General features: G+C 41.3%; 25 protein-coding genes and 1 other RNA gene. 18 read left to right on the top strand and 8 right to left on the bottom strand.

Annotated elements, in window-relative coordinates; translation table 11 throughout:
* Window positions 1–316 precede the first annotated feature (316 nt).
* The 3 genes from AB0756_RS16660 (at window position 317) to AB0756_RS16650 (ending at window position 1,881) form a co-directional block, all read left to right on the top strand.
* On the top strand, window positions 317–526 hold the full coding sequence (locus tag AB0756_RS16660; protein ID WP_237265904.1) for a type II toxin-antitoxin system HicA family toxin: 210 nt from the start codon (window positions 317–319) through the stop codon (window positions 524–526).
* Between the two features lie 30 nt (window positions 527–556).
* A complete protein-coding gene (locus tag AB0756_RS16655) occupies window positions 557–937 on the top strand; it encodes a type II toxin-antitoxin system HicB family antitoxin (RefSeq protein ID WP_038086116.1) in 381 nt (126 codons plus the stop codon).
* Window positions 938–1,107: 170 nt separating this feature from the next.
* Window positions 1,108–1,881 (top strand): acyl carrier protein, encoded by a 774-nt coding sequence (locus tag AB0756_RS16650; RefSeq protein ID WP_050045977.1) that lies wholly within the window; start codon window positions 1,108–1,110, stop codon window positions 1,879–1,881.
* A 186-nt stretch (window positions 1,882–2,067) separates the two neighbouring features.
* Here AB0756_RS16650 and AB0756_RS16645 read toward each other — a convergent pair whose 3' ends face one another.
* Complete coding sequence (locus AB0756_RS16645; RefSeq protein ID WP_038086111.1) at window positions 2,068–2,787, bottom strand: cupin domain-containing protein; 720 nt, start codon at window positions 2,785–2,787, stop codon at window positions 2,068–2,070.
* A gap of 903 nt (window positions 2,788–3,690) precedes the next feature.
* On the opposite strand from AB0756_RS16645, the gene AB0756_RS16640 reads away from it, so the two are divergent.
* The 10 genes from AB0756_RS16640 to AB0756_RS16595 all read left to right on the top strand — a co-directional run bounded on the left by AB0756_RS16640 (window position 3,691) and on the right by AB0756_RS16595 (window position 13,036).
* Entirely contained in the window at window positions 3,691–4,851 is a 1,161-nt protein-coding gene (locus AB0756_RS16640) for a 5-(carboxyamino)imidazole ribonucleotide synthase (RefSeq protein ID WP_038086141.1), read from the top strand.
* 61 nt (window positions 4,852–4,912) lie between these two features.
* Window positions 4,913–5,097: non-coding RNA, 6S RNA (gene ssrS, locus AB0756_RS16635), on the top strand.
* Window positions 5,098–5,337: 240 nt separating this feature from the next.
* Entirely contained in the window at window positions 5,338–6,585 is a 1,248-nt protein-coding gene (locus AB0756_RS16630) for a M16 family metallopeptidase (protein WP_038086109.1), read from the top strand.
* 87 nt (window positions 6,586–6,672) lie between these two features.
* Window positions 6,673–7,947: a M16 family metallopeptidase gene (locus tag AB0756_RS16625; RefSeq protein ID WP_038086107.1), complete on the top strand. Its 1,275-nt coding sequence runs from the start codon at window positions 6,673–6,675 to the stop codon at window positions 7,945–7,947.
* 116 nt (window positions 7,948–8,063) lie between these two features.
* Entirely contained in the window at window positions 8,064–9,143 is a 1,080-nt protein-coding gene (locus tag AB0756_RS16620) for a peptidoglycan-binding domain-containing protein (RefSeq protein WP_050045978.1), read from the top strand.
* A gap of 105 nt (window positions 9,144–9,248) precedes the next feature.
* Window positions 9,249–10,418: a nucleotide-binding protein gene (locus AB0756_RS16615; RefSeq protein ID WP_038086106.1), complete on the top strand. Its 1,170-nt coding sequence runs from the start codon at window positions 9,249–9,251 to the stop codon at window positions 10,416–10,418.
* 318 nt (window positions 10,419–10,736) lie between these two features.
* The gene (locus tag AB0756_RS16610; RefSeq protein WP_408019934.1) at window positions 10,737–10,886 is read left to right on the top strand and encodes an ATP-binding protein; all 150 of its coding nucleotides are present in this window, start codon (window positions 10,737–10,739) and stop codon (window positions 10,884–10,886) included.
* A 70-nt stretch (window positions 10,887–10,956) separates the two neighbouring features.
* Window positions 10,957–11,370, top strand: a complete 414-nt coding sequence (locus AB0756_RS16605) for a response regulator (protein WP_038086104.1) — start codon at window positions 10,957–10,959, stop codon at window positions 11,368–11,370.
* A 143-nt stretch (window positions 11,371–11,513) separates the two neighbouring features.
* Window positions 11,514–11,945 carry an FKBP-type peptidyl-prolyl cis-trans isomerase gene (locus AB0756_RS16600; protein ID WP_038086102.1) on the top strand — a complete coding sequence of 144 codons (432 nt, stop codon included), beginning with the start codon at window positions 11,514–11,516 and terminating at the stop codon, window positions 11,943–11,945.
* A 632-nt stretch (window positions 11,946–12,577) separates the two neighbouring features.
* Window positions 12,578–13,036, top strand: a complete 459-nt coding sequence (locus AB0756_RS16595; RefSeq protein ID WP_038086100.1) for an orange carotenoid protein N-terminal domain-containing protein — start codon at window positions 12,578–12,580, stop codon at window positions 13,034–13,036.
* Between the two features lie 235 nt (window positions 13,037–13,271).
* Here AB0756_RS16595 and AB0756_RS16590 read toward each other — a convergent pair whose 3' ends face one another.
* Together AB0756_RS16590 and AB0756_RS16585 are read right to left on the bottom strand one after the other, a co-directional pair.
* Complete coding sequence (locus AB0756_RS16590; protein ID WP_038086098.1) at window positions 13,272–13,829, bottom strand: GNAT family N-acetyltransferase; 558 nt, start codon at window positions 13,827–13,829, stop codon at window positions 13,272–13,274.
* Between the two features lie 496 nt (window positions 13,830–14,325).
* The gene (locus AB0756_RS16585) at window positions 14,326–15,204 is read right to left on the bottom strand and encodes a TIGR02452 family protein (protein WP_167844715.1); all 879 of its coding nucleotides are present in this window, start codon (window positions 15,202–15,204) and stop codon (window positions 14,326–14,328) included.
* 476 nt (window positions 15,205–15,680) lie between these two features.
* Between AB0756_RS16585 and AB0756_RS16580 the strand changes: the two genes are divergently transcribed.
* The gene (locus tag AB0756_RS16580; protein WP_038086096.1) at window positions 15,681–15,872 is read left to right on the top strand and encodes a hypothetical protein; all 192 of its coding nucleotides are present in this window, start codon (window positions 15,681–15,683) and stop codon (window positions 15,870–15,872) included.
* 68 nt (window positions 15,873–15,940) lie between these two features.
* The gene (locus AB0756_RS16575; protein WP_038086093.1) at window positions 15,941–16,264 is read left to right on the top strand and encodes a hypothetical protein; all 324 of its coding nucleotides are present in this window, start codon (window positions 15,941–15,943) and stop codon (window positions 16,262–16,264) included.
* Window positions 16,265–16,545: 281 nt separating this feature from the next.
* On the opposite strand, the gene AB0756_RS16570 is transcribed toward AB0756_RS16575, so the two are convergent.
* On the bottom strand, window positions 16,546–16,887 hold the full coding sequence (locus AB0756_RS16570; protein WP_038086091.1) for an AAA family ATPase: 342 nt from the start codon (window positions 16,885–16,887) through the stop codon (window positions 16,546–16,548).
* 103 nt (window positions 16,888–16,990) lie between these two features.
* Window positions 16,991–18,226, bottom strand: a complete 1,236-nt coding sequence (locus AB0756_RS16565) for an LL-diaminopimelate aminotransferase (RefSeq protein WP_038086090.1) — start codon at window positions 18,224–18,226, stop codon at window positions 16,991–16,993.
* 134 nt (window positions 18,227–18,360) lie between these two features.
* Here AB0756_RS16565 and AB0756_RS16560 point away from each other — a divergent pair, with 134 nt between their 5' ends.
* Window positions 18,361–18,600 (top strand): CopG family ribbon-helix-helix protein, encoded by a 240-nt coding sequence (locus AB0756_RS16560; protein ID WP_038086088.1) that lies wholly within the window; start codon window positions 18,361–18,363, stop codon window positions 18,598–18,600.
* A 41-nt stretch (window positions 18,601–18,641) separates the two neighbouring features.
* Window positions 18,642–19,256 (top strand): Uma2 family endonuclease, encoded by a 615-nt coding sequence (locus tag AB0756_RS16555; protein WP_038086086.1) that lies wholly within the window; start codon window positions 18,642–18,644, stop codon window positions 19,254–19,256.
* Window positions 19,257–19,269: 13 nt separating this feature from the next.
* Here the strand turns inward: AB0756_RS16555 and mtnC are convergent, their stop codons facing one another.
* From mtnC to ttcA, 3 genes are read right to left on the bottom strand one after another with little or no spacing between them, the layout of a single operon-like run.
* Window positions 19,270–20,046 (bottom strand): acireductone synthase, encoded by a 777-nt coding sequence (gene mtnC, locus AB0756_RS16550; RefSeq protein ID WP_237265906.1) that lies wholly within the window; start codon window positions 20,044–20,046, stop codon window positions 19,270–19,272.
* 27 nt (window positions 20,047–20,073) lie between these two features.
* On the bottom strand, window positions 20,074–20,592 hold the full coding sequence (locus tag AB0756_RS16545) for a pentapeptide repeat-containing protein (RefSeq protein ID WP_038081332.1): 519 nt from the start codon (window positions 20,590–20,592) through the stop codon (window positions 20,074–20,076).
* Between the two features lie 55 nt (window positions 20,593–20,647).
* On the bottom strand, window positions 20,648–21,466 hold the full coding sequence (gene ttcA / locus AB0756_RS16540; protein WP_038081322.1) for a tRNA 2-thiocytidine(32) synthetase TtcA: 819 nt from the start codon (window positions 21,464–21,466) through the stop codon (window positions 20,648–20,650).
* Between the two features lie 167 nt (window positions 21,467–21,633).
* On the opposite strand from ttcA, the gene AB0756_RS16535 reads away from it, so the two are divergent.
* Complete coding sequence (locus AB0756_RS16535; RefSeq protein ID WP_038081320.1) at window positions 21,634–23,178, top strand: mercuric reductase; 1,545 nt, start codon at window positions 21,634–21,636, stop codon at window positions 23,176–23,178.
* Window positions 23,179–23,245: the final 67 nt, after the last annotated feature.

The following is a 23,245-nucleotide window of genomic DNA, read 5'->3' as shown; positions in this document are numbered from 1 at the left end:
CTTTGTTAAATGAATATTAACCAATAACCCTCGGTAGGGATCAAGGGGGTTCGCGATACATTTTTACATTTTCCACGGATTTATCAGCCATTTGGGGATCTTATTATCATGATTTTATGACATTTGAACAACTAAAGAGCATTTTCGGTATCTAAAGACTGGAGTTATGTCATGAAATTGTGACATTTAACAAAAGTACCGCGATCCCGTCTTAAAAAACCTAGGGGGATCGCATTATGGAGATCCCATCCATTTGTATCAAGTTATTGTGCGATCGCTTGATTTGATGTGATATCATATGTGGTACTATCGCTCCATGAGCAAACTAAAAAAATTAGTAGAGCAATTTCTCAAACAGCCTCCAGAAGTGCGGTTTCAGGACGTGCGCTATCTGTTGGAAGCTTTTGGCTTTGAAGAAAAAAGGTCTAAGGGTAGTCATCATAGTTTTCGGACTCCCAAGGTAGAACTGTTACTGTACCCAAAACAGGAGGACAAAAAGTTAAAAAAGTTTATGTACAACAAATAGTTGAACTATTAAATTTAGAAGAGTGGATTGATGAAGACACTAAACCAGAAGAAGAAGCCGATTGAAAAGCCGTCCCTAGAATACTATTTAAATCTTCAATACCCCGTAACACTTTACCCTGATGCAGAGGGAGGATACGTAGCTCAAATCAAAGATTTACCTGGATGTCTCACCCAAGGTGAAACCCTAGAAGAGACAATGGCAAACATTAATGAGGCGCGGGAATTGTGGATTGAGACAGCACATTCGGCTGGTGACGATATTCCTTTACCTAGTGGTGATGATAGCTACAGTGGTAAGTTATTGGTGCGAATGCCGAAGTCATTGCATCGCCGTTTAGCTGAAACTGCTGAACGAGAAGGTGTAAGTCTGAACCAGTATATTGTATCCTTATTGAGTGCAATTACGTAAGTGTAGAATAACTACTCGTCGAGGATGGAAAGAAATTTGGATTTTACCCATTGCACGAACAACGATGATAGCAAATAGTTGCTTTGTTACCAGCTGACTTGAAAAATGTAACAGAAGAAGCAGGAATAGTCGAAAGATTGCAAGAATAAAATATAAGGAGGCTCTATTTTTTGAATATTGAAGCAACTGTTTTTCGCCTTCTTAGAGATAGCATGGGCAAGCCAGACAGAAAGTTGGTGCTATCAGACCGTTTAATTAAGGATTTACAAATTGATTGTGACGATCTTATTTTTGCATATATTATACCTTTAATGCAGCAACTAGATATTGACATTCCAGATCCAGAATGGCTTGAGATTTATACTGTTGGAGATATAATTTATTTGCTGAAGAAATATAAAAAAATTCAAGAAGAAGCTCGCAAGCGAGCTGATACAGATTGGAAAAATAAAAGCCCCGTGCGTTGGGTGACTGGACGTTTAGATCTCAATAAGCCTGTTCTTACAAAAGGGCTGATTTTCTACCCGCGCTATTGTTTTATCACTTACCCCGAACATGAAAATTTTTATGACACTTATAACCAGAGGATTGATGAGTTAATCGATAGGGAGGGAATACCCGATTGGTCGCCGTTAAAACGCATTCCAGAAAGAGCGATCGCTCTGGAAATTCTCACAAAAACTGGGCAAAATCTATCAAACTTTACTCATTCTTCCATAGTTGAAAAAAATTTGATAAAGAGCGTATTAAATAAATGGGAATCGGGTCAACCTGTGATTTGGTCTCGCCTTCCAGACAAAGCAATACTATTATTAGGAGGCAATGTTAGTGAAAAAGTAGGACGAATTGATGTGTTAGATACCGAACATATGGCATGGTTAGCCTCATTAGAGTTTCTTCGCAAACACTGCCCAACCATGCCTTGGGATGTCCAAGCAAATTGAAGAGTACAGCTTTGCACACCCATGCCCCCTACAAGCGTATATTTGCGCTCGCTCTTAGTGTCATCTTTCTTCTGTAGAACAAATAAGGAGTTTTGCGTGATGTACCTCTCTTTTGTCGTTCATTGAGGTTGAGAAGCGTCTCGCCTTGCCCTTAATCAATAATGTCAATATTCATACTTCTGAATGTCAAAAATCTTTTCCAACGATAAATCTCGTTGCATCTATAGGATAAGTCTTAATATATACCATACAACCTGTTGCTGACGAGGGACTATAGGAGCAACCGGGTGGATACCGCAGCCAACTCCCAGCCTGATAATTTCCTAACTCATCACTCCAAGTTCCTTCTATGACAAAGATTTCTTTCACCTCAGACTCGACTACATTCAACAATGCTGTGCCTGGTTGCCAGCGCTCAATCCAGACTTTGTCAGGAAAACTCATTTGCTCATAGAGGGACTTCACCTCAATTTGAGGGATAATACCCGGCTGCCAGGGTAACTGGTAAATATTCTTTCGCACTTGCTGACGATTTTGTCCACCATGTTGGCGTAATTTAACAAAAGTCAGACAACTCTCTTCGCTGTAGGGGTGATGGACAAACCCTTCAGGATTGAGCATGTAAGTTCCTGGCGTATGGATACCTGTTTCGTCAGCAAAGTTTCCTTCGAGTACTAAAATTTCTTCTCCTCCAGGGTGTCCGTGCAGGCTGAAAAAGCCACCAGGAGCGAATCGAGTCAACATCGTTACTGGATGATCTTGAACTTCATTATCGGACTCAAAGCAAAAAAACGATATCCCGGTAAACTCTGTTTCATACCAGGTTTGAGTTGGTAATACTGCTACACGTATTGATAAATTTTCGTTAATTTTTTGAGGTTGCCAGTGCAGTTGAGAAGATAGCATTGTCAGGTTTCGCATTAATAGAGCAGTTAACTTACATAACTTTTAGAATGTAATAAAATTATAAAAATTACGTAATTATTCTAGTCTTAATTGTGCCAAAAGCTTCGTATAAGCGACAGGAGTATAAGTATCTAAATTATCCAAAACGAATCAAATTTTCTCAGACCTTGAAAAATCAATATTGACTAAGGCTTTCATTTGATGAGCAAAGTCTTGTTTGGTTGTTGACTGTGTAACTTCTACATATCGCCCAATACGGTTCGGTCAAATTCTAAGCAGTGTTAAGTACAGAGAAAGTGAGTGTTTGTAATATGGCTTTTATTTTTCAGTATATTTAAAAATTTCGTAAATATAATAATATACGTGAGAAAAGAACACAAGGACAGTTAAGACGCTTAAGCGAGATTTAACGGAATCTTTATTTTTTATCTTTCCGCACCCTAACTGTCACAAACGGTAATTACTGAGTACAACCTCTAAAAAAAGAATAAAAAGATACTGTTTTTTGCATAAAAACAGGTGAGAAAGCGTGAAAACTGGGATATGAGACATCTAAGCCATTCTCAATTATTAGCAATAAGACTGCCAGAAATTTTTTGTCTTAATTGATAGATAAATTTCTATTTTTACTTATGAAATTTTCTGACGCGTGGATTTAACTCTAGCCCAAATGCTTTTAAAAGAACATTTTGAAGGTGAGATGGTGCGAAAGCGCCCAAGGCGATCGCTACTGAATTATTGACTCCGGAGATACCTATAATGACTTGTAAACAACAACGGAGATACCACAGATTGTGAATAGCTCTAATAGCAACGCTTGTTTAACAAACACTATGTCAAATCGTGTAAACTTAATAGGGGTTAAGTAAAAAGATGCGATCTCGGTAATTTTGTAGGATGTCGATCAAACGTGTTGGTATAATCGGGGGCGGACAATTAGCATGGATGATGGGAAGTGCCGCCAGAGAGTTAGGAGTGGAATTACTGATTCAAACTCCTGGCGCAAACGATCCTGCAGTATCCGTGGCTAAAGAGGTTATTTTTGCTCCAGTTGATGATGCTAACGCTACAGCAATACTCGCTCAAAAGTCTGATGTCATTACTTTTGAGAATGAGTTTGTTAACATAGATGCTTTATTAAAACTAGCCGAGCAAGGAGTTTGTTTTCGTCCCAGATTGGAAGCTTTAAGCCCTCTTTTAGATAAATATCACCAACGCTGTTATTTACGAGAATTGGGTTTACCCGTTCCGAAGTTTGTTAATATTCCCCAACAAGAGGAAGAGGTTGGGAGAAGCGCAGACTTAGTCTCTAACACACAGCTGGGTTTTCCAGTCGTTTTGAAAGCTCGCCGTCACGGTTATGACGGTCAGGGAACTTTCATTGTTAAAGAACCATCCGAGCTAGACCGAAAACTGAATTCAGCTTCAAAAAATGTTTCTGGTTATTTATTAGAAGAATACGTTCCTTTTGAGCGAGAACTCGCAGTCATCGCCGCACGTTCTACCAATGGTGAGGTTATGACTTACCCAGTGGTGGAAACCCAGCAGGAAGAACAGGTTTGCCGTCGAGTCATTGCACCGGCTGATATTCCAGAACGAGTTGCTTTGGAAATAGAGGATATTGCTCGTACTTTGCTTAACAGCTTGCAAGCTGTGGGAGTTTTTGGAATTGAATTATTCCTTAGGGCGGATGGCAAAGTACTGGTTAATGAATTAGCACCCCGGACTCACAATTCCGGGCATTTTTCTCTGGATGCTTGTAAAACGTCCCAATTTGAGCAGCACTTAAGAGCAGTTTGCGATCTCCCTCTAGGGAACACGGCAATGATTTGCCCCAGTGCTGTTATGGTTAATCTCTTGGGATATGAAAATTCTCAAAGCGACTATACAGACAAACGCCAGCAAATAGAGCAAATCCCCCAAGCATACGTCCACTGGTATGGCAAGAATGAATCCCGTCCGGGACGCAAACTCGGACACGTAACCGTTTTGCTGGATTCGCAAAACCGCGATCGCACAATGGAGATCGCCCGTAATGTAGAATCCATCTGGTATTCAAAGTAAGCCTGCCAAAAATTATCCAGGGAAGAATACACAATATTTTTTTAAAAGCTATAATGGTTTTGTTGCACTGTGACGTTGGTGACTGCCATAAAGTTTTTTGATCTATGCCTTAAAAAATAAGGGAATCAAGGAATTCTCGTGGCAGTAGACCGGGCGAAGCACCCGGAAACTTTAAACGAGAGAACTCGGTACCCACCTGGTTTATCCAGGTCATAAACTTAGGTAAAACGGCGTCGCGGTGACACAAAATTACAAGCTCCTAAAGTCAGATGAGACTTAGGAGCTTTTAATTGTTTAAGTGTTAGTGGTAAGTCGTTAGTAGAGGTGTAAGGCATTTAAACCGTACACAAGACAATCTTTAGTAATATATTTTACTGAATGATGACTAACAACTAACAACCAACAACCACCAACTTTGTTAAAATCGCAAGAACTGGGTTAAATTAAGGTTAAAGCTGTAAGAAATTGTTAAAACTCATAGATACCGTGTTTTCAGCTTCGGTCTTCAAACTAGACAATAGTTTAACTTTGATTCATCAAGAAATTCCTACTACCCCTGTAGTAGTCGCAGATATTTGGGTACGTGCTGGTGCTAACGTTGAGCCAGAACCATTATTTGGGATGGCTCACTTTTTGGAACACTTGATTTTTAAGGGAACTGCAACGCTACCTCCAGGGGTATTCGACCAAAAGATTGAAAACCAAGGAGGGGTGACTAATGCAGCAACAAGCCATGATTACGCTCATTACTCCCTCACCACAGCTTCTGGATACCTCAAAGAGACCTTACCTTATTTAGGAGAGTTGCTGCTGAATGCAGCAATACCAGAGGATGAATTTGTTCGCGAACGAGATGTGGTTTTTGAAGAAATTCGTCAATCTTACGACGATCCAGACTGGATAGGGTTCCAGTCTCTCATTTCTAGTATTTACCAACAACATCCCTACGGACGTTCTGTGTTGGGTGGCGAGGAAGAATTGATGCAAACCTCACCAGAAATTGTGCGCTGTTTTCACCGCAATCACTACCAACCAGAAAATATGACAGTGGTCATTGTGGGAGGAATAGCCACCGAACAAGCCATAGAAATAGTCAACAATACTTTTGTTGATTTCGCCGATCGCTGTTGTGAGTGTCCCAAAAGCCCAAAAGAAGTTGTAGAACCAATTCTAGCTGGAGTTCGTCGGCAAGAATTGCATCTGCCACGATTGGAGCAAGCACGATTATTAATGGGGTGGACGGGACCTGGTGTCGATCGACTGCGGACCTCTTATGGTTTAGATTTACTCTCGGTACTCTTAGCAGAAGGTAGAACTTCACGACTTGTTCGCGACTTGCGAGAAGAGCAGCAGTTGGTACAAGGTATTTGCAGTCATTTTTCCTTACAACGGGATGCGAGTTTATTTACCATTACGGCTTGGTTGGAGCCAGAAAATTTAGAACGAGTGGAATCCTTAATTCGCTTGCACTTAAACGATCTTCAAACCAACGGGATGAGCGAGCAAGAACTTATCCGAGGTCAGAGGTTGTTGTGTAACGACTACGCCTTTTCTACAGAAGCACCCAATCAACTTGCAGGGCTTTATGGTTACTACAACACGATCGCCCAAGCAGAATTAGCTGTGACCTATCCCCACCAGATAAAATCTTATAGCACTCAGGAACTGCAACAATTAGCACGAGAATACCTTTCTCCAAACCATTACGCAGTTACGGTACTAAAACCTTGTTAAGGTTATTTGTTAGTAGATAGTGGTTAGTGGTTAGTTGTTAACCACCAACCACCAACCACCAACCACCAACCACCAACCACCAACCAAATGACAACTTCGCTGCAAAAAACGTCTATCCATCGCACCGTGTTAAGTAATGGCATTGTGGTTTTGGTAGCAGAAAATCCAGTTGCAGATATTGTAGCAGCCAGAATTTTTATTCGTGCTGGTAGTTGCTACGAAACAAAAGAGCAAGCCGGCTTGACGCATTTGCTTGCTTCTGTTCTAACTAAAGGATGTGATGGACTCTCCAGTTTGGAAATCGCAGAAAAAGTAGAATCTGTGGGAGCAAGTCTGAGTGCAGATACGACATCTGATTACTTTCTAGTCTCTTTAAAAACAGTTACTTCAGATTTTGCAGAGATTCTGGCATTAGCGGGACAAATTCTTCGCCAACCGACATTTCCACAAATGGAAGTGGAACTAGAACAGCGTATTGCTTTACAGGATATTCGTTCGCAGCAAGAGCAGCCATTTACAATTGCTTTTGACCAGTTGAGAAGTGCGATGTACGCAGACCATCCCTATGCAAGATCGCCATTGGGAGATGAAACAACAATGAGCAGCTTGAATCGTAGGGATTTAGAGCAGTACCATCAAACGCATTTTCGTCCAGATAACATCGTTATTAGCATTGCGGGGCACATCAGTGCAAATGACGCAGTGGCTCTTATAGAAAAAGTTTTTGGGGATTGGCGAGTTCCAACTCACCAGCCACAACCAGTGCTTTATTTACCGGAACTTGAAGTGAAGCCCCAAATTACAATTACACCCCAGCAAACACAACAATCGATTGTGATGCTGGGTTACTTGGGACCATCAGTGAATTCTGTTGACTATGGAGTCTTGAAATTGCTGTGTACTTACTTGGGAAATGGTCTTTCCAGTCGCTTGTTTGTTGAACTGAGAGAAAAGCGAGGTTTAGCTTACGAAGTATCAGCATTCTACCCTACCAGGATTTTTCCTGCATCATTTGTGGCGTACATGGGAACGGCACCAGAAAACACGAAAATAGCTCTCACTGGTTTGCGAAAAGAAGTGGATTTACTTTCCTCAAACGAATTAGAGGAAGAATCACTTCAATCAGCTAAGAACAAGATATTGGGACAGTACGCTTTGGGTAAACAAACCAATGCCCAAATTGCTCAAATTTATGGCTGGTATGAAATTTTGGGTCTGGGAGTTGATTTCGACTGGGAATTTCAGCAAACAATTGCTTCTGTCAGTGCTTTAGATGCGATGGAAACAGCCGAGCGATATTTACGGGAACCTTTTGTATCTCTTGTCGGTCAACAAGATGCGGTTTATGGTGCAATTGCGTAGGGCTTATCTTATCCCCAATCTACAATCCAAAATGGTATAAAATTACTTAACCAGTTGCATTCTACACTAGTGTCCGATAAGCATATCACCAATGAGATATCCCAGGGGCAATGTTCATGACAAACAGCATCAAGGTAAGTATCTTAACCGACTTAGGGTTCCCTAGTCTTCCCGTAAATGATTGTAGAATCCAGCAAAAGCAAAGGTCAAAATCTACATGGGGGATAGAACTACTCCTGTGTCTTTCTGCACCTCTCCTCTTTGGTTTTTCTCCGACAGTATCATTTGCCGCACCAACACAAACAATTGCTCAAGCATCACCGAGAGTGGGAGTGAACCGTCCCAACCTTAAAGTTGGTAGCCAAGGAGACCCTGTCTCAGAACTGCAAGCAGCTTTAAAACTTTTGGGCTTTTATGCTGGTACGGTGGATGGGGTTTATAGCGAAAGTACTGCGATCGCAGTTTCTCGATTTCAGGAAGCTGCAGGCTTAAGTCCCAATGGTGTTGTTGATACCAACACTTGGCAACGACTTTTTCCAAGTGATGCGATCGCACTCACTCCTGCATCTTCTAATTCCGATACCTTCCCGACTCCATCCCAAACTTTAAGAGATAATAACAGTGCAGTTGTTGTTCCGAGTAGCGAGCCAAGAACAGCACCGATCGCGAATCGCACTGGTAATTTAAAACCAGAATCCAGACCGACAATAACTCCCAATAGAGCCAGTAATTTAAAACCCGAACCAAGACCAGCAGGAACAGGAGTCGCAACAAGTACTTCCGATAGACCTTCTACCAGACAAACATCATCAACTCGTTCTAACCCATCTAGCACTTCTCGACCAGCAAATAGAAGCCAACAATCCACACGGGCGGGATCGTCTGCTCGACAAACAACTCGCACTCAACAAACGACAAGTTCTGAGTCATCTAAAAAAACTCAGCAAACTGCTTCTCTTCAGTACACCTCAGATGGGTTACCAATTTTACGACCGGGGATGCGTGGTTCTGAAGTCACTCGCTTACAACGACGACTGCAAAGACTCGGTTACCTTGAAGAAAGTGCTATCGATGGTGATTTTGGTCCCGCAACAGAAGCAGCTGTTGTCTCTTTACAAAAACGTTATGGTTTAGAAGCTGACGGTATTGTTGGAGGAGGAACTTGGGAAATTCTCAATCGACGCCGGAAACAATAGGAGCATTGTGTGGGGGGAAAGGGTCATCGGTCGTTGGGCGTAGGTGATTTTTCCTTATCCTCCTTGTTCTCCTCGTCCCCCAAACCCTTTCAGTTACAATTACCTATGGAGACAGCTTACACTCAAGACTACCGACATTTTGAACAGCACGTCGCAAAACTTCTCCATGGGGCAGGTTGGGTCGTGGAACCTGTCCAAAAAAATCATACTGGTTGCGATCTAATAGTCAAAAAAGGAAATTTAGTTGTTGCTGTACAACTAAAATGGCTGAGAAATAACGTAGCAGCGCCACAGTTATTAAAATTTTCCGAATTTCTGGATTCTCATGAAGGCAAAAAGTTTAATTTTGGTTTGTTTATAACCACAAAAGGTTATAGCGGTCCTGCAATGGCATTAATTAGATCCTGGGGCAAGGATAGTAAAATCCGTTGTGGAATTGCTCGGGAAACTAGAATTGTTGGAATTGATGGGATTGCACCACAGAAGGAAAATAATGAGGACAAAGGCGATCGCCAACAGGATAAAGTTTACTTTGGGATCTTTACTTGTAAGGGTGGGGTTGGTAAGACAACTATAGCAGGTCATTTGGCAGGAGCCTTTGCTCTACAAGGATTTAATGTTGCACTTGTTGATTTAGATCCAGAACAAAATTTGCAAAAATTAGTAGGTGATGGAATTTTTGTTCCCAATCCAAGAGGCGTTGGCACCACAATTGAAGTCTTTGATGGCAGAGATTGGCATGAAGATGCTGCTCGTGATAGCAGAATTGTCATTTGTGATTGCTCTCCAGCTTTGGAACGAAATCCCAAGGAGTTAATAGAAAAGTTTCATTATTGCATTATTCCAACTACCTTAAATCCACTTGGCTTAAATAAGCATGGTAAAGTTATTCGAGATACTGTTGTAGAAATACGTCAAATTAATAAAAAAGGTCATTTATTTGTAGTAGTTAATAACTTTAGAAAACCCACATCCAAGCAACTTAATCTTTTAAAAGACGTTTATTTTAATACTTATACAGAAATTAGTCAAAGGGATGATAAGTTTCACTGTATAGATCCAGAAGATGCTTGTATCCGTGCTAGCGACCAACTCTACTACTGGGGAATACATATTCTTGAAAATCCAGAAACCCCTTCTAGCCGATTGGCATTTGACTTAATTGGAGGCAAATCTTATCCGCGTGATGATTTTATCAACTTAGCGGATTATATTGAAAGAAAAGCTGGCATCGGATTTCTTCGGGATAACACGAGTCCATCAAGGCAGCAGTAAGAAGCACCCAGCACAGAAGGCTCAAACTCTTATGCTCGTGGTTTGGTGATTCCTCACTGCACTGATACTGGATAAAAATTCTTATCCAAAACTTTCAGCAGGAAACAGGCTACTGCCTATCAAAAGCTTTATGTGGTAAGCTTTAGCCCCTACCTGCGTAGATTTCAAAAATAAAATCGGATTCCTATTTACTGATTCACTGTTAGACAGTAAACTTTACCCTACAGGCGTTCTAGTCAATATTTGACTCAAGTCTGTTTTAGGTCTCAATCTAAAATTTAAATTAAAGACACAGGCTTTAGTATCAAGCCTGACTTTTTGCCATACGTCTTCGATTACTTCGGCCAAGGTGATGGTAGTATCACAACAACGTCCTTTGGGGGTATGGGGCTAGAACTGGCGGTCGTATGCCACATTGTTGAAATGCTTGGGAGAACCATCAAAGCTGACAGATCGGGAGAGGTATAGGGAGCAACTTTCACAGTGAGGCTTCCTCCTTTATGCCGACTCCAACTTCAATAAATCCGTGGGGGCGTTTATGCAAGACGTACTGGCTTTGCAAGGTATCCAGGTACTTGTTGTGGATGATGATGCAGACAATTTGGAGTTAATTACCTTTATTTTGGAACAGTCTGGTGCTATTGTAACTTCTGTGTCTTCTGCTGAAGAAGCATTGCAATTACTCTATCAAACTCAGCCCGATCTCCTGATTGCTGATGTTGGAATGCCTCGCATGGACGGATATACTTTCTTGCGTCAGGTAAGAGCATTACCACCAAAACAAGGGGGACAAGTTCCGGCGATCGCACTGACGGCTTATGCGGGGGAGATCGATCGGCAAAAAGCATTGGCTGTAGGATTTCAATTGCATATTCCCAAACCAATTGACCCAGAAACCCTAGTGGATGCAATCGCTCAAATCATCAAGCAAACCAATCTTGAGAAACCATAACAATTTTTTTCTTGGCTGCCGTTGTATCTTATCCTGACAGTGCAATGTGGTTTGCGAGTGTGTCAAATGAGCGATCGGTCGCTAAGATCGTATCTGACCAATTCGCTAAACGCTTGCTATATAAAAATGTCAGGAGAATTATAATGGCACAAGCAAAATATGGTGATACTGTAGTGGTTCACTACGAGGGCAAATTATCCGACGGTACAATCTTTGATACCTCTACCAATAGTGACCCTTTGCAGTTCACAATCGGTGATGGAGAAATCATTCCTGGATTTGAAGAAGCGGTTGTAGGTATGAGTGTAGGCGAAACCAGAACTGCAGAAATTTCATCCGATCGCGCTTACGGTCCGCATCAACCAGAATTGGTAGTCACAGTCGATCGCAATCAGTTACCTCCAGACTTCGATCTCGAAGTAGGTCAGCAGTTGCAAATTCAGCAAGCCCCCGGACAATTTATTCCTGCGATCGTTACCGATCTTTCAACCGAAGACGTGACATTAGACGCCAACCATCCATTAGCTGGAAAAGACCTAGTCTTTGATATTCAACTTGTAGATATCGCTGCATAAAGAGATTAAGTCGATCTCCCCAACTTCTGAAAAAAGTCGGGGAGCTTGCAGCCTCTTAAAAATAGCTTGGCTCTATCTCCCTGCTTCCAATCTCTAAATGCACAAGCACGCGAACTACCCACGCTTCACTTGGTGTCAGACGTGGCGCTTCTTTTGGATTTAGCTAAAGGTAACAATTGTTGGCTTGAAAAAGGCAGATACACCCCGAACATAGATTCTGCTAAGGACATGCTTATAATTCCCAGAAATGGCTGAAAAATAGACATCTCCAGAAATTTATTACTCGTTACCCGAAACTCTTTCTAGGGGCGCAACACCTTGCGCCCCTACATCCTTTTTAAGAGAGGTCGCAATCAAATTTTCTGACAAATTTTCCCATTGAATGCGGCGTGCAAATAAACGTACCCAACTGACCAATTACAAACCGCAATAGTTAACTGTATGTATAACGACCTACTGAGATAACGTATTCTCTACATCTGTCTCCAGCTGCGATCGCTACAAATACCATTTCTGTCGCAAGCAGGGTTAATCTCTGGCGATGAGTTTATTAAATATTGTAAAGAAGGCGATACGAAATCACCTGAAAAACACTGAGAACAACTCATTTTGTAAAGCAATTGGAGATCGCTATGACTTTCACCGCAGATCCAAAAACCAAGCAGCTTGTACAGCAGTTTCGCAGCTTTGACACAGATACTCAGCTAGCGATCCTGTGGTTTGGCTACTTGGATATCAAAGATAAATTAACACCAGCAAACCAGACTTCTGCACAAGATACTGCTGCTGCTTTCTACGATACCATCCGTGCGCTGCCCAAAGAACAGCAACTTCAAGCACAACGAGATATTGTTGCAGGTGCTAACAGCGATATCAGCCGTTCTTACAAAGCTTTAAGCTCTAGCGCTAAGTTAGATTTGTGGCTCCGATTGGGACGAGCTATGGAAGACGGTACCGTAATTTCAGTACCCTCTGACTATAAACTGCCCTCCAACACCCAAGACTTCACAAACAGCATCAAAAGCTTAGATTTTGAACAGCGTATTGATTTTACTCGCAGCGCTGTATTTGAGTTTGGTCCCAAGCAGTAACTATTAGTGGTCTGCCATATTGATTTTGAGGGCTGTGTCATCTCTTTCCCAGGCGGAGCCTGGGAAAGCCCTAAGTCAGGCTCTACCTCGTGATTCACGAGGTAGAGTTTGGCACTTTGCATTCTGTACCAGAGACACTGGAACAACACAGGAAAAATCGTTTCACCCATGATAGCGAGTGTGGTGAACTACCAGCAGCATAACAGGGTATGAAAAACAGGGTTTTTCCCGTGAGTTACTGACTTTGTAAAGCCTCCCATTCCGAGCGCAAAATACCAAAATGAATCACATCAAAACGTTGACCTTCACGCTTAATGGCGCTGCGCTGTCTGCCTTCCTGACAGAACCCCACCTTTTCGTGGGCTTTAATAGAACGAACGTTATAGCCGATCGTACTCGAGCTAACTCGGTAAAGGTTTAATTCACGGAAAGCATACCCAAGAATAAGCTTGAGAGCATCCGTACCATAACCTTTCCCCCAGTAAGCTGAGTCACCAATAGCAATCCCCAACGAAGCAACTTGGTGCGTCCACTGTACCTGAAATAAACCAACACCTCCAATTAAAGTATCATCAGCCAAAGTTCGCAGGCGGAAGTGAAAGCTATTAGGTGAGTTAAGAACACTCGCTTCAAACTGCGTCCAATCTTCAGGAGTTATTGGTCTTGCTGGATCGTTGTCTGCGACTCGCAAATATTCATCATTTTCAGACCATTTCGCAAAATGCATGTTGTCATCAGGTCTGGGTGCAGCAAGGCGAAGCAACTTACCTGTAAAAAGTGGCTTGAATTCCATTGAAAATTCCTTTTCCAATCTGTCATTGAGAGCGAAATACAAATTAGGTTCGTACAACAAGTGCAGTACGAACTCATAGCAAAGTAGGTTGATAGGAGTTTCTCAGTCCAAAACTGGACTTTTACTCAATGACAGGCAACACAGGCAAATCCTGGGATAGTTAAATTGATTGCACGATACATTATACTAACTTGGTCTGTTTTTGACTAGGACGGGTTTTCACGCGTCTTCTACTGTTTCTCCAAATGTTGACGATCGATAATCCCCCTAGCTCCCCTTTCCAAGATACAGTGGTGTACAGATCTCTAGACAAGATATAAAACATCCGGACAACAGGGAAAGTTGATTCTAATTCCCCCCTTTTTAAGGGGGGTTAGGGGGGATCGAAACCGCTTTTAATGCACTTTAAAAGACTTGTGTACACCACCATAGCCTTAAAAAGGGGGACTGTGAAAATTCCCCCCTTTTTAAGGGGAATTTAGAGAGAGCGAAAAAATTAAGAGTCCAAACGAGTCGTTTTAAAAGTTGTGTGAAATGGTGTAATGATATATTCATCTTTTGATTTATCTAACACTGCGAATACAACTTTCTCAAAGAACCCATTAAGATTGGGATTTTCCACTAAATGGTGATAAAAATATTCAGCAACATTTTGAGGATTATTTTTAAAAACACCACATCCCCATGCTCCCAATACAAGCACCTTATAGTCATGAATTGCAGCCACTGACAACAATTTCTCTGTACGAGCAAGCATCGTGCTTTCAATAGAAGCGATCTCAGAGCGTTTTCCTTTTTGTCTAACGGCTCCTGCATTCACTGCTGGTACAGTTAGAATTGATACGAGAAAGGGTTGATTTAATAGCTCGTCATTATCATCTCTAATAACCGGGACTCCTGGAGAATAAATCATGTCATCTGTATAAAGAGATGAACCTAAATTTCTGTTAGTGTCGTACATCTGAGTCATTTGAGCAATACAAGGATAAAGCGCTGTAGCCCTAGCTAAGCTCTCCTCTTGTGCTTGACTCCCATTGAGAAATCCACCCCCTGGATTTTTAGCTGAAGCAAAATTCAAGCACAATACTTTTTCTATCCCTTCATCATTCACTAAGCGACTTGCAGCATGAAGAGTTGTTTCATTACTGACTGTAAAACTGATTGCATTCAACGACTTTTTTGTCTTTAAGATGTTGTCCCGTTGGGCAAATACCTTCTTAAACATTGTTTCCGAATAATGAATAGAGCTAGTTTTTGCAGCCAAACAAGCTTCTTTAATATTAATAGTTTCTCCCAATAAATTTTGATAATGCCCGCGTTTAATAATTTCAAGTGTTTCTTGAGCTATAACAGCACGTTTCTCTCTACTATCCATATTTTGGTATTAATATTTTAATTCTATGACAATTCTATTTGATTTATGAACTACAAGTAGGTAGGGCGAAGCCGCACACATAAAGCTTTATATGCTGGGCAATGCCCACCCTACTTTGTGCATCATAATTTCGGATTTCAAAAACATTAGAGGTAGCATACTGTAGGGTTTCTCTTTTAACTAATTTCAGAAAGTAAAACTTTCATTGTTTGCACCATAGCTAACTATGAAACAAAAAACTACAAATGTATTACAAATTATTACAAGCAAGCTGTATAGTCATACCATTTCACTTTCATTGCGATACATAAAAACTCTGTAAAGACCTGGAATTGTTCATGACGAATAACGAATTATGAATTATTCTGTTGCCTGATACTGCTATTAGTAGTTAAATTTATGATGTCAAAGAGGTTTAAAATAAATCTGGGGATACTTAGTCCCCAGTTACTGAATAATAATAAGGAGGTGATTGATTGAATAAAAACGGGAACGGTCATCAAGGTTTTTGGAACCCAGTTAAAATTTTTATCCGTCTTGTCCTTAATCGGTGGATGAAAGAAGATAAAATCACTGGCGAGAGATACCTTGTTGATTCAGAAGATGTCAACACAGAGTTAGATGACATTGCGGATGAACCGCAAGACAATTCTCAAAAAGATAACTAGTTGACACGATCGGCCCCTAGCTTACCCCTAGGGGCTTCCATACTTCGATACTTTTAGGATATATCATTATGTTAGAAACTGATACCATCATTCGTCCAATTTATTATCAAATTGTTGAGCGTCGTAATAAGGTATGGGCTTTTAGAGAAGGAAAGCCGTTTGTTAATTTTTTTAATGCCCCTGACCTAGAGATGGAAGACTTGTTTGCCATCTTTGATACCTCTATGGAGAAAATTGCAGCAGAACTGCGACGTATAAACGGTGCAAAACAAGGCTTTTATATAGCAAATATTTTGGAGAAAAAATACTATTACTGTGGTACTGAGTGGCAAGACGTGAAAACCAAACTTCAAGAACTGGGAATTGGTAGACCGGACCCCATGGAAGTCTAAGGATAACTTATACGGAAGCACTTCATCCACTACCAAGCAGAAAATAAAACATCAGTCGCGTTTCAAGTGTTTTGGTACTACGGTCTGGGGCAAGGAGTGATAACAATATTGGCAATTACGCCTTATCTTTAGGTTTAGCTGCATTGCGATCGCAATTTAATTTTTATCCAACAAATTACCCATTTTTCTAATTTTAATAAACTACACAACAATTTTATTTTTAATTCTACGAGAACCAATAATTATTTCACAATGTTTTATAAGTTGTTCTGACTTAAGACTCATATTGCTTTTGATGCCAATTCTTTGAGAAGTTTTGGTTCTAATTCCTTAACATGAGCAGGTGTCAAAGCTTGGCATAGCTCATATGAATGAATTGCAAGAATGTATTGATTACTTGATGACCATTGTTCGAGATATGAAACTATTTTATACTGCCAATCTGGGTGAAGTGCAATTTCAATTTCATCCATCAAAATAATAGAATCTTTTATATTGTGATACTTCATCCACATATAAATGCTTAATCTTTTTAATTCACCATGACTTAAATATTCTGGATATAATTCTATAGTTTCCAAACCATTATCTAACTTAAAAGTTACTCCTGAAAAATCTTTCAACTGTATCTCTTTTGTAATCGATTAAGCTGGTGGGCAATGCCCACCACAAACTATTAATTCAGTTTAACTAAAGCAGCAAGGGCTGTTACTGAAAAACCTTCGCTTACACCTTAAACTTCTCAGTAATTCGCTTCATTGCTTCCTCAACATTCTCCCGACTGTTGAAAGCGGAAATGCGGAAATAACCTTCGCCAGCCGCACCAAAACCAGAACCAGGTGTACCTACAACGTTACAATTGTGCAGCAATTTATCGAAAAAGTCCCAACTAGATATACCATTGGGCGTTTTCACCCAAACGTAGGGCGCATTCACACCACCATAAACTGTTAACCCAGCTTGGCTCAGTTTCTCGCGAATAATTCTGGCATTCTCCATGTAGAAGCTGACGAGCTGTTTTGTTTGCGCCTGACCTTCTTCTGAGTAAACTGCTTCAGCTCCACGTTGTACGATGTAAGAGACTCCATTGAACTTGGTGGACTGGCGGCGATTCCACAACTTCCACAGTTCTACATCGGAACCATCGCCTGCTTTTGCCGTAAGTGTTTTTGGTACGACAGTCAGCGCACAACGCGTCCCGGTAAAGCCTGCATTTTTGGAGAAAGAGCGAAATTCGATCGCACAGTCTCTTGCTCCTTCAATCTCATAGATGGAGTGCGGAATTTCTGGATCTGTAATGAACGATTCGTATGCAGCATCAAAGAAAATGATAGACCCATGTGCTTTAGCATAGTCTACCCATGCCTGAAGATGTTCTTTGGTAGCGGTTGCTCCTGTGGGGTTGTTGGGGAAGCAAAGGTAAATTAAATCGACTTTTTGTGACGGAATCGCTGCAGTGAAATTGTTTTCAGCAGTAATTGGTAAATAAACTAAGCCCTCAAACTCACCCTTATCGTTGGCTGGACCAGTATGCCCTGCCATAACATTAGTATCCACATATACAGGATATACGGGGTCAGTCACTGCAATTACATTGTCATTGCCCAAGATATCCAGAATGTTGCCGTTATCGCACTTAGAACCATCGGAGATAAAAATTTCACCAGCATCAACCTCGCATCCCCGTGCTTGGAAATCCTTAGCAGCAATTTTCTCCCGCAACCAAGCATAACCTTGCTCTGGTCCGTAACCTCTAAAGGTAGAGCGATCGCCCATTTCTTCCACAGCTTTAATCATAGCTGTACGGCAAGCTTCGGGCAAAGGTTCCGTCACGTCACCAATACCCAATCGAATCACCTTAGCATCAGGATTGGCTTCTGCAAAGGCATTAACCCGGCGTGCAATTTCGGGAAACAAGTAACCTGCTTTTAACTTGAGGTAGTTATCGTTAATAGTTGCCATAGTAGATCGTGAAAAACGCCATAAATAAACAGCTTACTGCCAATTGCCATACACCATTACACCCCAAAAAATTAAATGAATTGAGACTCATATGTTATTTTGGTCTTATCTTGAGAAAAAACGAATAGCAATGAATGAGCAAAGATAATGAGACATTTCGCTTTGATAGCAACGAAAGAGCTAAGTTAGATGCGGCTGTAGCAATAGAGCGCGATAGAAGCGATGCAATTGACAAAGCACTTAACCTGTCTCCAAAACTCCTCCAATGGCAACTAGAAGAAATTCACAAAGGTGTTGCAGAAGCTGATGCGAGAGATTTTGCTAGTCAAGAGGAAGTACAGGCAGTCTTTGCAAGGTTAACTGATGCGAGTTAAAAACCTTATGAAAGCATAGCGAAATTTAGAGCAGACTGTTTATGACCCAAGCCATACCCAAGCTAGTTACTTATGAAGAATTTATTGAGTGGTACCCCAATGATGGAGGGCGTTATGAACTGCACAAAGGAGTTATTGTAGAGATGCCACCTCCAACGGGCGACCACGAAAATGTCATTGGATTTTTAGTCCAAAAACTTACCTTAGAGTATTCGCGTCTTCAATTGCCTTACCGCATTCCAAAAACTGCACTTGTCAAAACTCCCAATAACGAGACAAGTTATTCCCCAGATATTTTATTGCTCAACCATGACAATCTCATCAATGAACCTTTGTGGAAAAAGCAATCAACTGTATGCTCTAGTGCATCGGTTCCTTTAATTGTTGAAGTCGTAAGTACAAATTGGCGCGATGATTATTACGATAAGTTAAGGGACTACGAAGAAATGGCTATCCCCGAATACTGGATTGCGGATTATGCTGCATTGGGAGGTAAGCGATTCATTGGCGATCCAAAACAACCTACGGTGTCAGTGTGTCAGCTTGTAGGAGATGAATACCAAATAACTAAATTTACGGGGGATAGCCCGATTGTGTCTCCTACCTTTCCCGAACTGAACCTTACTGCACAACAGGTTTTTAATGCAGCATTGTAAGTTATAATTCAACTTAAACTTCATCAAAACTCTGAATCGCGGGGAAGCCTTCTGCTTCAAATGAGTGATTCCCGGTTCTGATAGAAAACAGCGTTTGCATTCCGGCTGCTTGAGATGCTTTTAACTCAGCAGTGACATCTGAAATAAAAAGAATTTTTTCTGGTATCTTTCCAATGGCAGATGCTATCTTAGCGTAGCTCTGAACTTCTCGCTTGGAGCCAGTTTGAGTATCAAAGTAACCGCTAATAAAACCCGTTAGGTCTCCCTCTTCGGTGTACCGAAAGAGAAGTTGTTGTGCTTGAACACTACCAGAGGAGAAAATATACAAATGTTTGCCAGCACTTATCCAACGTTGAAAAGCAGGCTTAACATCTGGAAATATTTGCGATCGCAGCGTTCCATCTCGATACCCCCGCTCCCAAATCTTACCCTGTAAAGATTTCAAACCTGTTGATTTACGGTCGATAGAAATCAGATAATGAATGTAAGGAACAGCCCCTGTAACCTCCGTTTCTTGCCAATGAGGTACTGACACCCCCTGTGCGAGCTCCTGTTCATACTCTTTTCTCAACAATTGCAAATCAGTTTGAACCGCAGTCACTTGCTGATAGGTTGAGAGAAAATCAGTCACGCGATCGCGTGCAAACGGAAATAAGACTCCGAAAACATAATCAACCGGAGTTGTTGTCCCCTCAATATCGAGAAGAAGCACTTCCGCATTATCTGAATAGAGTGCAGTCATGAATGAGTTGTTAGTAGTCAGTTGTTGATTGTTAATACCATTAGCCATTAGCCATTAGCCATTAGCCATTAGCAATTATCGACATCCCAAACTATCACGAGTTGCTACAGACGTGACGGGATTAACCCCATCAGCTCGTTCGCACATCAACTTTGCTTCGTAAGTGTCTAGAATTGCACCAGAAAAATCAGCTCCTGTAATTTTTGCACCGTTGAAGCGACTGCTTGTTAGAATTGCATCGGTAAAAATGGCGTTCGTTAAATTGGCTTCATTAAAGATAACGCGATCGGCAAAAGTTCCTGAGAGATCGGCTCCTTCCAAATCTGCTTTCAGACATGACCCCTTAGTCATAATAGTTCCTCTCAGATTTGTACCTCGGAACTTTGTCTCCTGCATATTTGCTCCTGCAAGAGATGTTCCTTCTAAATTTTTCTTAGAAAAGTCTTGATATCGTAGATCGGCAAGCGTATAGTTAACAGTATTTTCCTGTGCAATTACAGGAGAAATATCTAAGAGTAACCAGCACCCTGTCAGCAACAGAAGAAGCAGTACGCCAACAATGAATTTTAACCAACCCTTTACCTGACGCTTCATCCTAAAGTTCCAGAAAGTGTACTCTATTCCCATATTTACAATACTACTAAGTTACTTACACTTCTGATGCATCGCTTTGCTGAGGGCTTAAACTGGCAAAGTCAAACAACTGAGTATCGGCTAGATGGGATGGGCAAATATTTTGAAGGCTAGAGAACAAACTCTCAACTCTTCCTGGGTGGGATTTTTCCCAAGCTCGTAGCATCTGTTTGATTTGCGCTCTTTGCAAATTCTCCTGGGAACCACAAAGGCTGCATGGAACAATTGGAAACTTTTTGAAGTTCGCGTACTGCTCAATATCAGACTCAGCGCAGTAAGCTAAAGGTCGGATAACTATATGTTGCCCGTCATCACTCAAAAGTTTTGGTGGCATTGCTTTGAGTTTTCCTGCATAAAACATATTCAGAAATAAAGTTTCCAAAAGATCATCCCGATGGTGTCCCAAAGCGACTTTAGTCGCGCCTTCTTCACTTGCAACTCTATAGAGAATGGCTCGTCGCAGGCGGGAACATAAACTGCACGTGGTCTTCCCCTCAGGGATAACACGTTTTACAATACTGTAAGTATCTTCTTCTACTATCCTGTAAGCTACTCCTAGAGATTCTAAATACTCTGGCAGCAAGTGTTCTGGAAATCCTGGTTGCTTCTGGTCTAAGTTAACAGCAAGAATATCAAATTTCACTGGAGCTTTACGCTGGAGAGTGAGCAGCAGGTCTAGCATTGTGTATGAATCTTTACCACCTGATACGCATACCATGACGCGATCGCCATCCTCAATCATGTTGTAGTCACGAATGGCTTTTCCTACCGAGGTACGTAAATGTGCTTCCAGTTTTCTAAGGCTTTTTGAGCTATGAACCTCCGTTGCTTCCATAAGTTATTCTCCAAAGAACGCTCGTATATATTTTAGTCAGGTAGCATAAACCATTTTCTGACTGGCAAAAAAATTGCTATTCCTGAAGGAAGAATTCTTATTTTGCCAGTGCAAAAGCAAAACTCAAGTAGTTAACTTTGCATTTTTGAATCAAGGAGCGATCGCCAATGTCAGAATTCCAGAGAGTCTCACTTCGCCCAATGGACGAGTATAACCAGACATTGGTATCCTACGTGCATCCACCCACTTGGGTCAATCCCCAACCTGCCAATTGTTACGACTTAGTTGTCATTGGTGCGGGTACAGCAGGATTAGTCGTAGCCGGAGGTGCAGCACTTTTAAATGTTGGATTAAAAGTTGCCTTAGTAGAAAAGCACCTCATGGGAGGAGACTGTTTAAATTTTGGCTGCGTACCATCCAAATCTATCATTCGGTCATCCCGTGTGGTAGGAGAAATGTGGAATGCAAAAAAATTTGGCATTAATGCGCCCAAATATGTAGATGTAGACTTTTCCACTGTTATGGAAAGGATGCGACGCGTCAGGGCAAAAATTAGCCCTCATGATTCAGCTGAACGTTTCCAAAAAATGGGTGTGGATGTCTTCCTAGGTAGTGCGCGATTTGTCAGCGATGATAGTGTAGAGGTTGGAGACAAAACTCTTCGCTTTAGAAAAGCCGTCATTGCTACAGGCGCGAGAGCCGCACAACCCTCCATTGCAGGAATTGAAGAAGCAGGATACCTAACCAATGAAACTGTTTTTTCTCTGATCCAGAAACCCCAACGTTTAGCAGTGATTGGTGCTGGTCCCATTGGGTGTGAATTAGCACAAGCTTTTCGCCGTTTTGATTGTGAAGTCACACTCTTCCACCAAGGAACTCATATCCTTAATAAAGAAGATACTGATGCTGCTGAGATTATTCAAAAGGTGTTTGCTAAAGAAGGAATTCGTTTGGTATTGGGGGGAAAAATACAGCAAGTTGAAAAAACTAAAGAAGGAAAAACGCTTTACTTCAGTCGCAATAACAAAACAGATGTTCTCTCAGTTGATGACATTTTAGTCGGTACGGGACGAATTCCAAATGTGGAAGGATTGAATTTAGATGCCATTGGCGTAGAATACGATCCCCGTCAAGGTGTGAAGGTCAATGATTATCTTCAAACCACAAATCCCAAAATTTATGCAGCAGGTGATATATGCATGAACTGGAAATTTACTCACGCAGCTGATGCAGCCGCACGAATAGTCATTAGAAATGCACTCTTTTCTCCTTTTGGCTTGGGGCGTCAAAAACTCAGCAATCTCGTTATGCCTTGGGTCACTTACACCGATCCTGAAATTGCCCATGTGGGAATGTACGAACGAGAAGCCCAGGAAATGGGCATTGATGTCGCGACGATTAAAATTCCTTTTAATGATGTCGATCGAGCGGTAACTGATGGTGAAGAAGAAGGATTTATCAAAATTCTTCATCCAAAAAAGAGCGATCGCATTCTCGGTGCGACCATTGTTGCTCGTCATGCAGGCGAGATGATTTCTCAACTCACCATAGCTATTGTTAACAAGATAACTTTAAGTCAATTAAATCAAGTCATTTATCCTTATCCAACCCAATCTGAAGCTATTAAAAAAGCAGCAGATACATACTACCTCTCTAATAGTTTGACACCAAATACAAAACGATTATTGGCTTGGGTAAAACAGTTTTCTTGATTGTATATTTTGGATTAAATTATATGCTTAGTGTAGGTTCTGTATAGTTTCTTCTTCCTTGTCTCCC

It is taken from the genome of Tolypothrix campylonemoides VB511288_2 (assembly GCF_045999855.1).
Taxonomy (GTDB): Bacteria; Cyanobacteriota; Cyanobacteriia; order Cyanobacteriales; family Nostocaceae; genus Scytonema; species Scytonema bouteillei_A.
The sequence above is the reverse complement of the archived record's forward strand: the minus strand, read 5'-3'. Positions and strand labels throughout refer to the sequence as shown.

What these genes read in the sequence shown, in the direction of transcription:
- AB0756_RS16620 (WP_050045978.1), top strand. Translation starts at nt 8,064, where the DNA reads ATGACAAACAGCATCAAGGTAAGTATCTTAACCGACTTAGGGTTCCCT.
- AB0756_RS16565 (WP_038086090.1), bottom strand. Translation starts at nt 18,226, where the DNA reads ATGGCAACTATTAACGATAACTACCTCAAGTTAAAAGCAGGTTACTTG.
- AB0756_RS16545 (WP_038081332.1), bottom strand. Translation starts at nt 20,592, where the DNA reads ATGAAGCGTCAGGTAAAGGGTTGGTTAAAATTCATTGTTGGCGTACTG.
- AB0756_RS16560 (WP_038086088.1), top strand. Translation starts at nt 18,361, where the DNA reads ATGAGCAAAGATAATGAGACATTTCGCTTTGATAGCAACGAAAGAGCT.
- AB0756_RS16555 (WP_038086086.1), top strand. Translation starts at nt 18,642, where the DNA reads ATGACCCAAGCCATACCCAAGCTAGTTACTTATGAAGAATTTATTGAG.
- AB0756_RS16600 (WP_038086102.1), top strand. Translation starts at nt 11,514, where the DNA reads ATGGCACAAGCAAAATATGGTGATACTGTAGTGGTTCACTACGAGGGC.
- mtnC (WP_237265906.1), bottom strand. Translation starts at nt 20,046, where the DNA reads ATGGCTAATGGTATTAACAATCAACAACTGACTACTAACAACTCATTC.
- AB0756_RS16585 (WP_167844715.1), bottom strand. Translation starts at nt 15,204, where the DNA reads ATGGATAGTAGAGAGAAACGTGCTGTTATAGCTCAAGAAACACTTGAA.
- AB0756_RS16645 (WP_038086111.1), bottom strand. Translation starts at nt 2,787, where the DNA reads ATGCTATCTTCTCAACTGCACTGGCAACCTCAAAAAATTAACGAAAAT.
- AB0756_RS16655 (WP_038086116.1), top strand. Translation starts at nt 557, where the DNA reads ATGAAGACACTAAACCAGAAGAAGAAGCCGATTGAAAAGCCGTCCCTA.
- ttcA (WP_038081322.1), bottom strand. Translation starts at nt 21,466, where the DNA reads ATGGAAGCAACGGAGGTTCATAGCTCAAAAAGCCTTAGAAAACTGGAA.
- AB0756_RS16615 (WP_038086106.1), top strand. Translation starts at nt 9,249, where the DNA reads ATGGAGACAGCTTACACTCAAGACTACCGACATTTTGAACAGCACGTC.
- AB0756_RS16625 (WP_038086107.1), top strand. Translation starts at nt 6,673, where the DNA reads ATGACAACTTCGCTGCAAAAAACGTCTATCCATCGCACCGTGTTAAGT.
- AB0756_RS16605 (WP_038086104.1), top strand. Translation starts at nt 10,957, where the DNA reads ATGCAAGACGTACTGGCTTTGCAAGGTATCCAGGTACTTGTTGTGGAT.
- AB0756_RS16590 (WP_038086098.1), bottom strand. Translation starts at nt 13,829, where the DNA reads ATGGAATTCAAGCCACTTTTTACAGGTAAGTTGCTTCGCCTTGCTGCA.
- AB0756_RS16575 (WP_038086093.1), top strand. Translation starts at nt 15,941, where the DNA reads ATGTTAGAAACTGATACCATCATTCGTCCAATTTATTATCAAATTGTT.
- AB0756_RS16660 (WP_237265904.1), top strand. Translation starts at nt 317, where the DNA reads ATGAGCAAACTAAAAAAATTAGTAGAGCAATTTCTCAAACAGCCTCCA.
- AB0756_RS16535 (WP_038081320.1), top strand. Translation starts at nt 21,634, where the DNA reads ATGTCAGAATTCCAGAGAGTCTCACTTCGCCCAATGGACGAGTATAAC.
- AB0756_RS16595 (WP_038086100.1), top strand. Translation starts at nt 12,578, where the DNA reads ATGACTTTCACCGCAGATCCAAAAACCAAGCAGCTTGTACAGCAGTTT.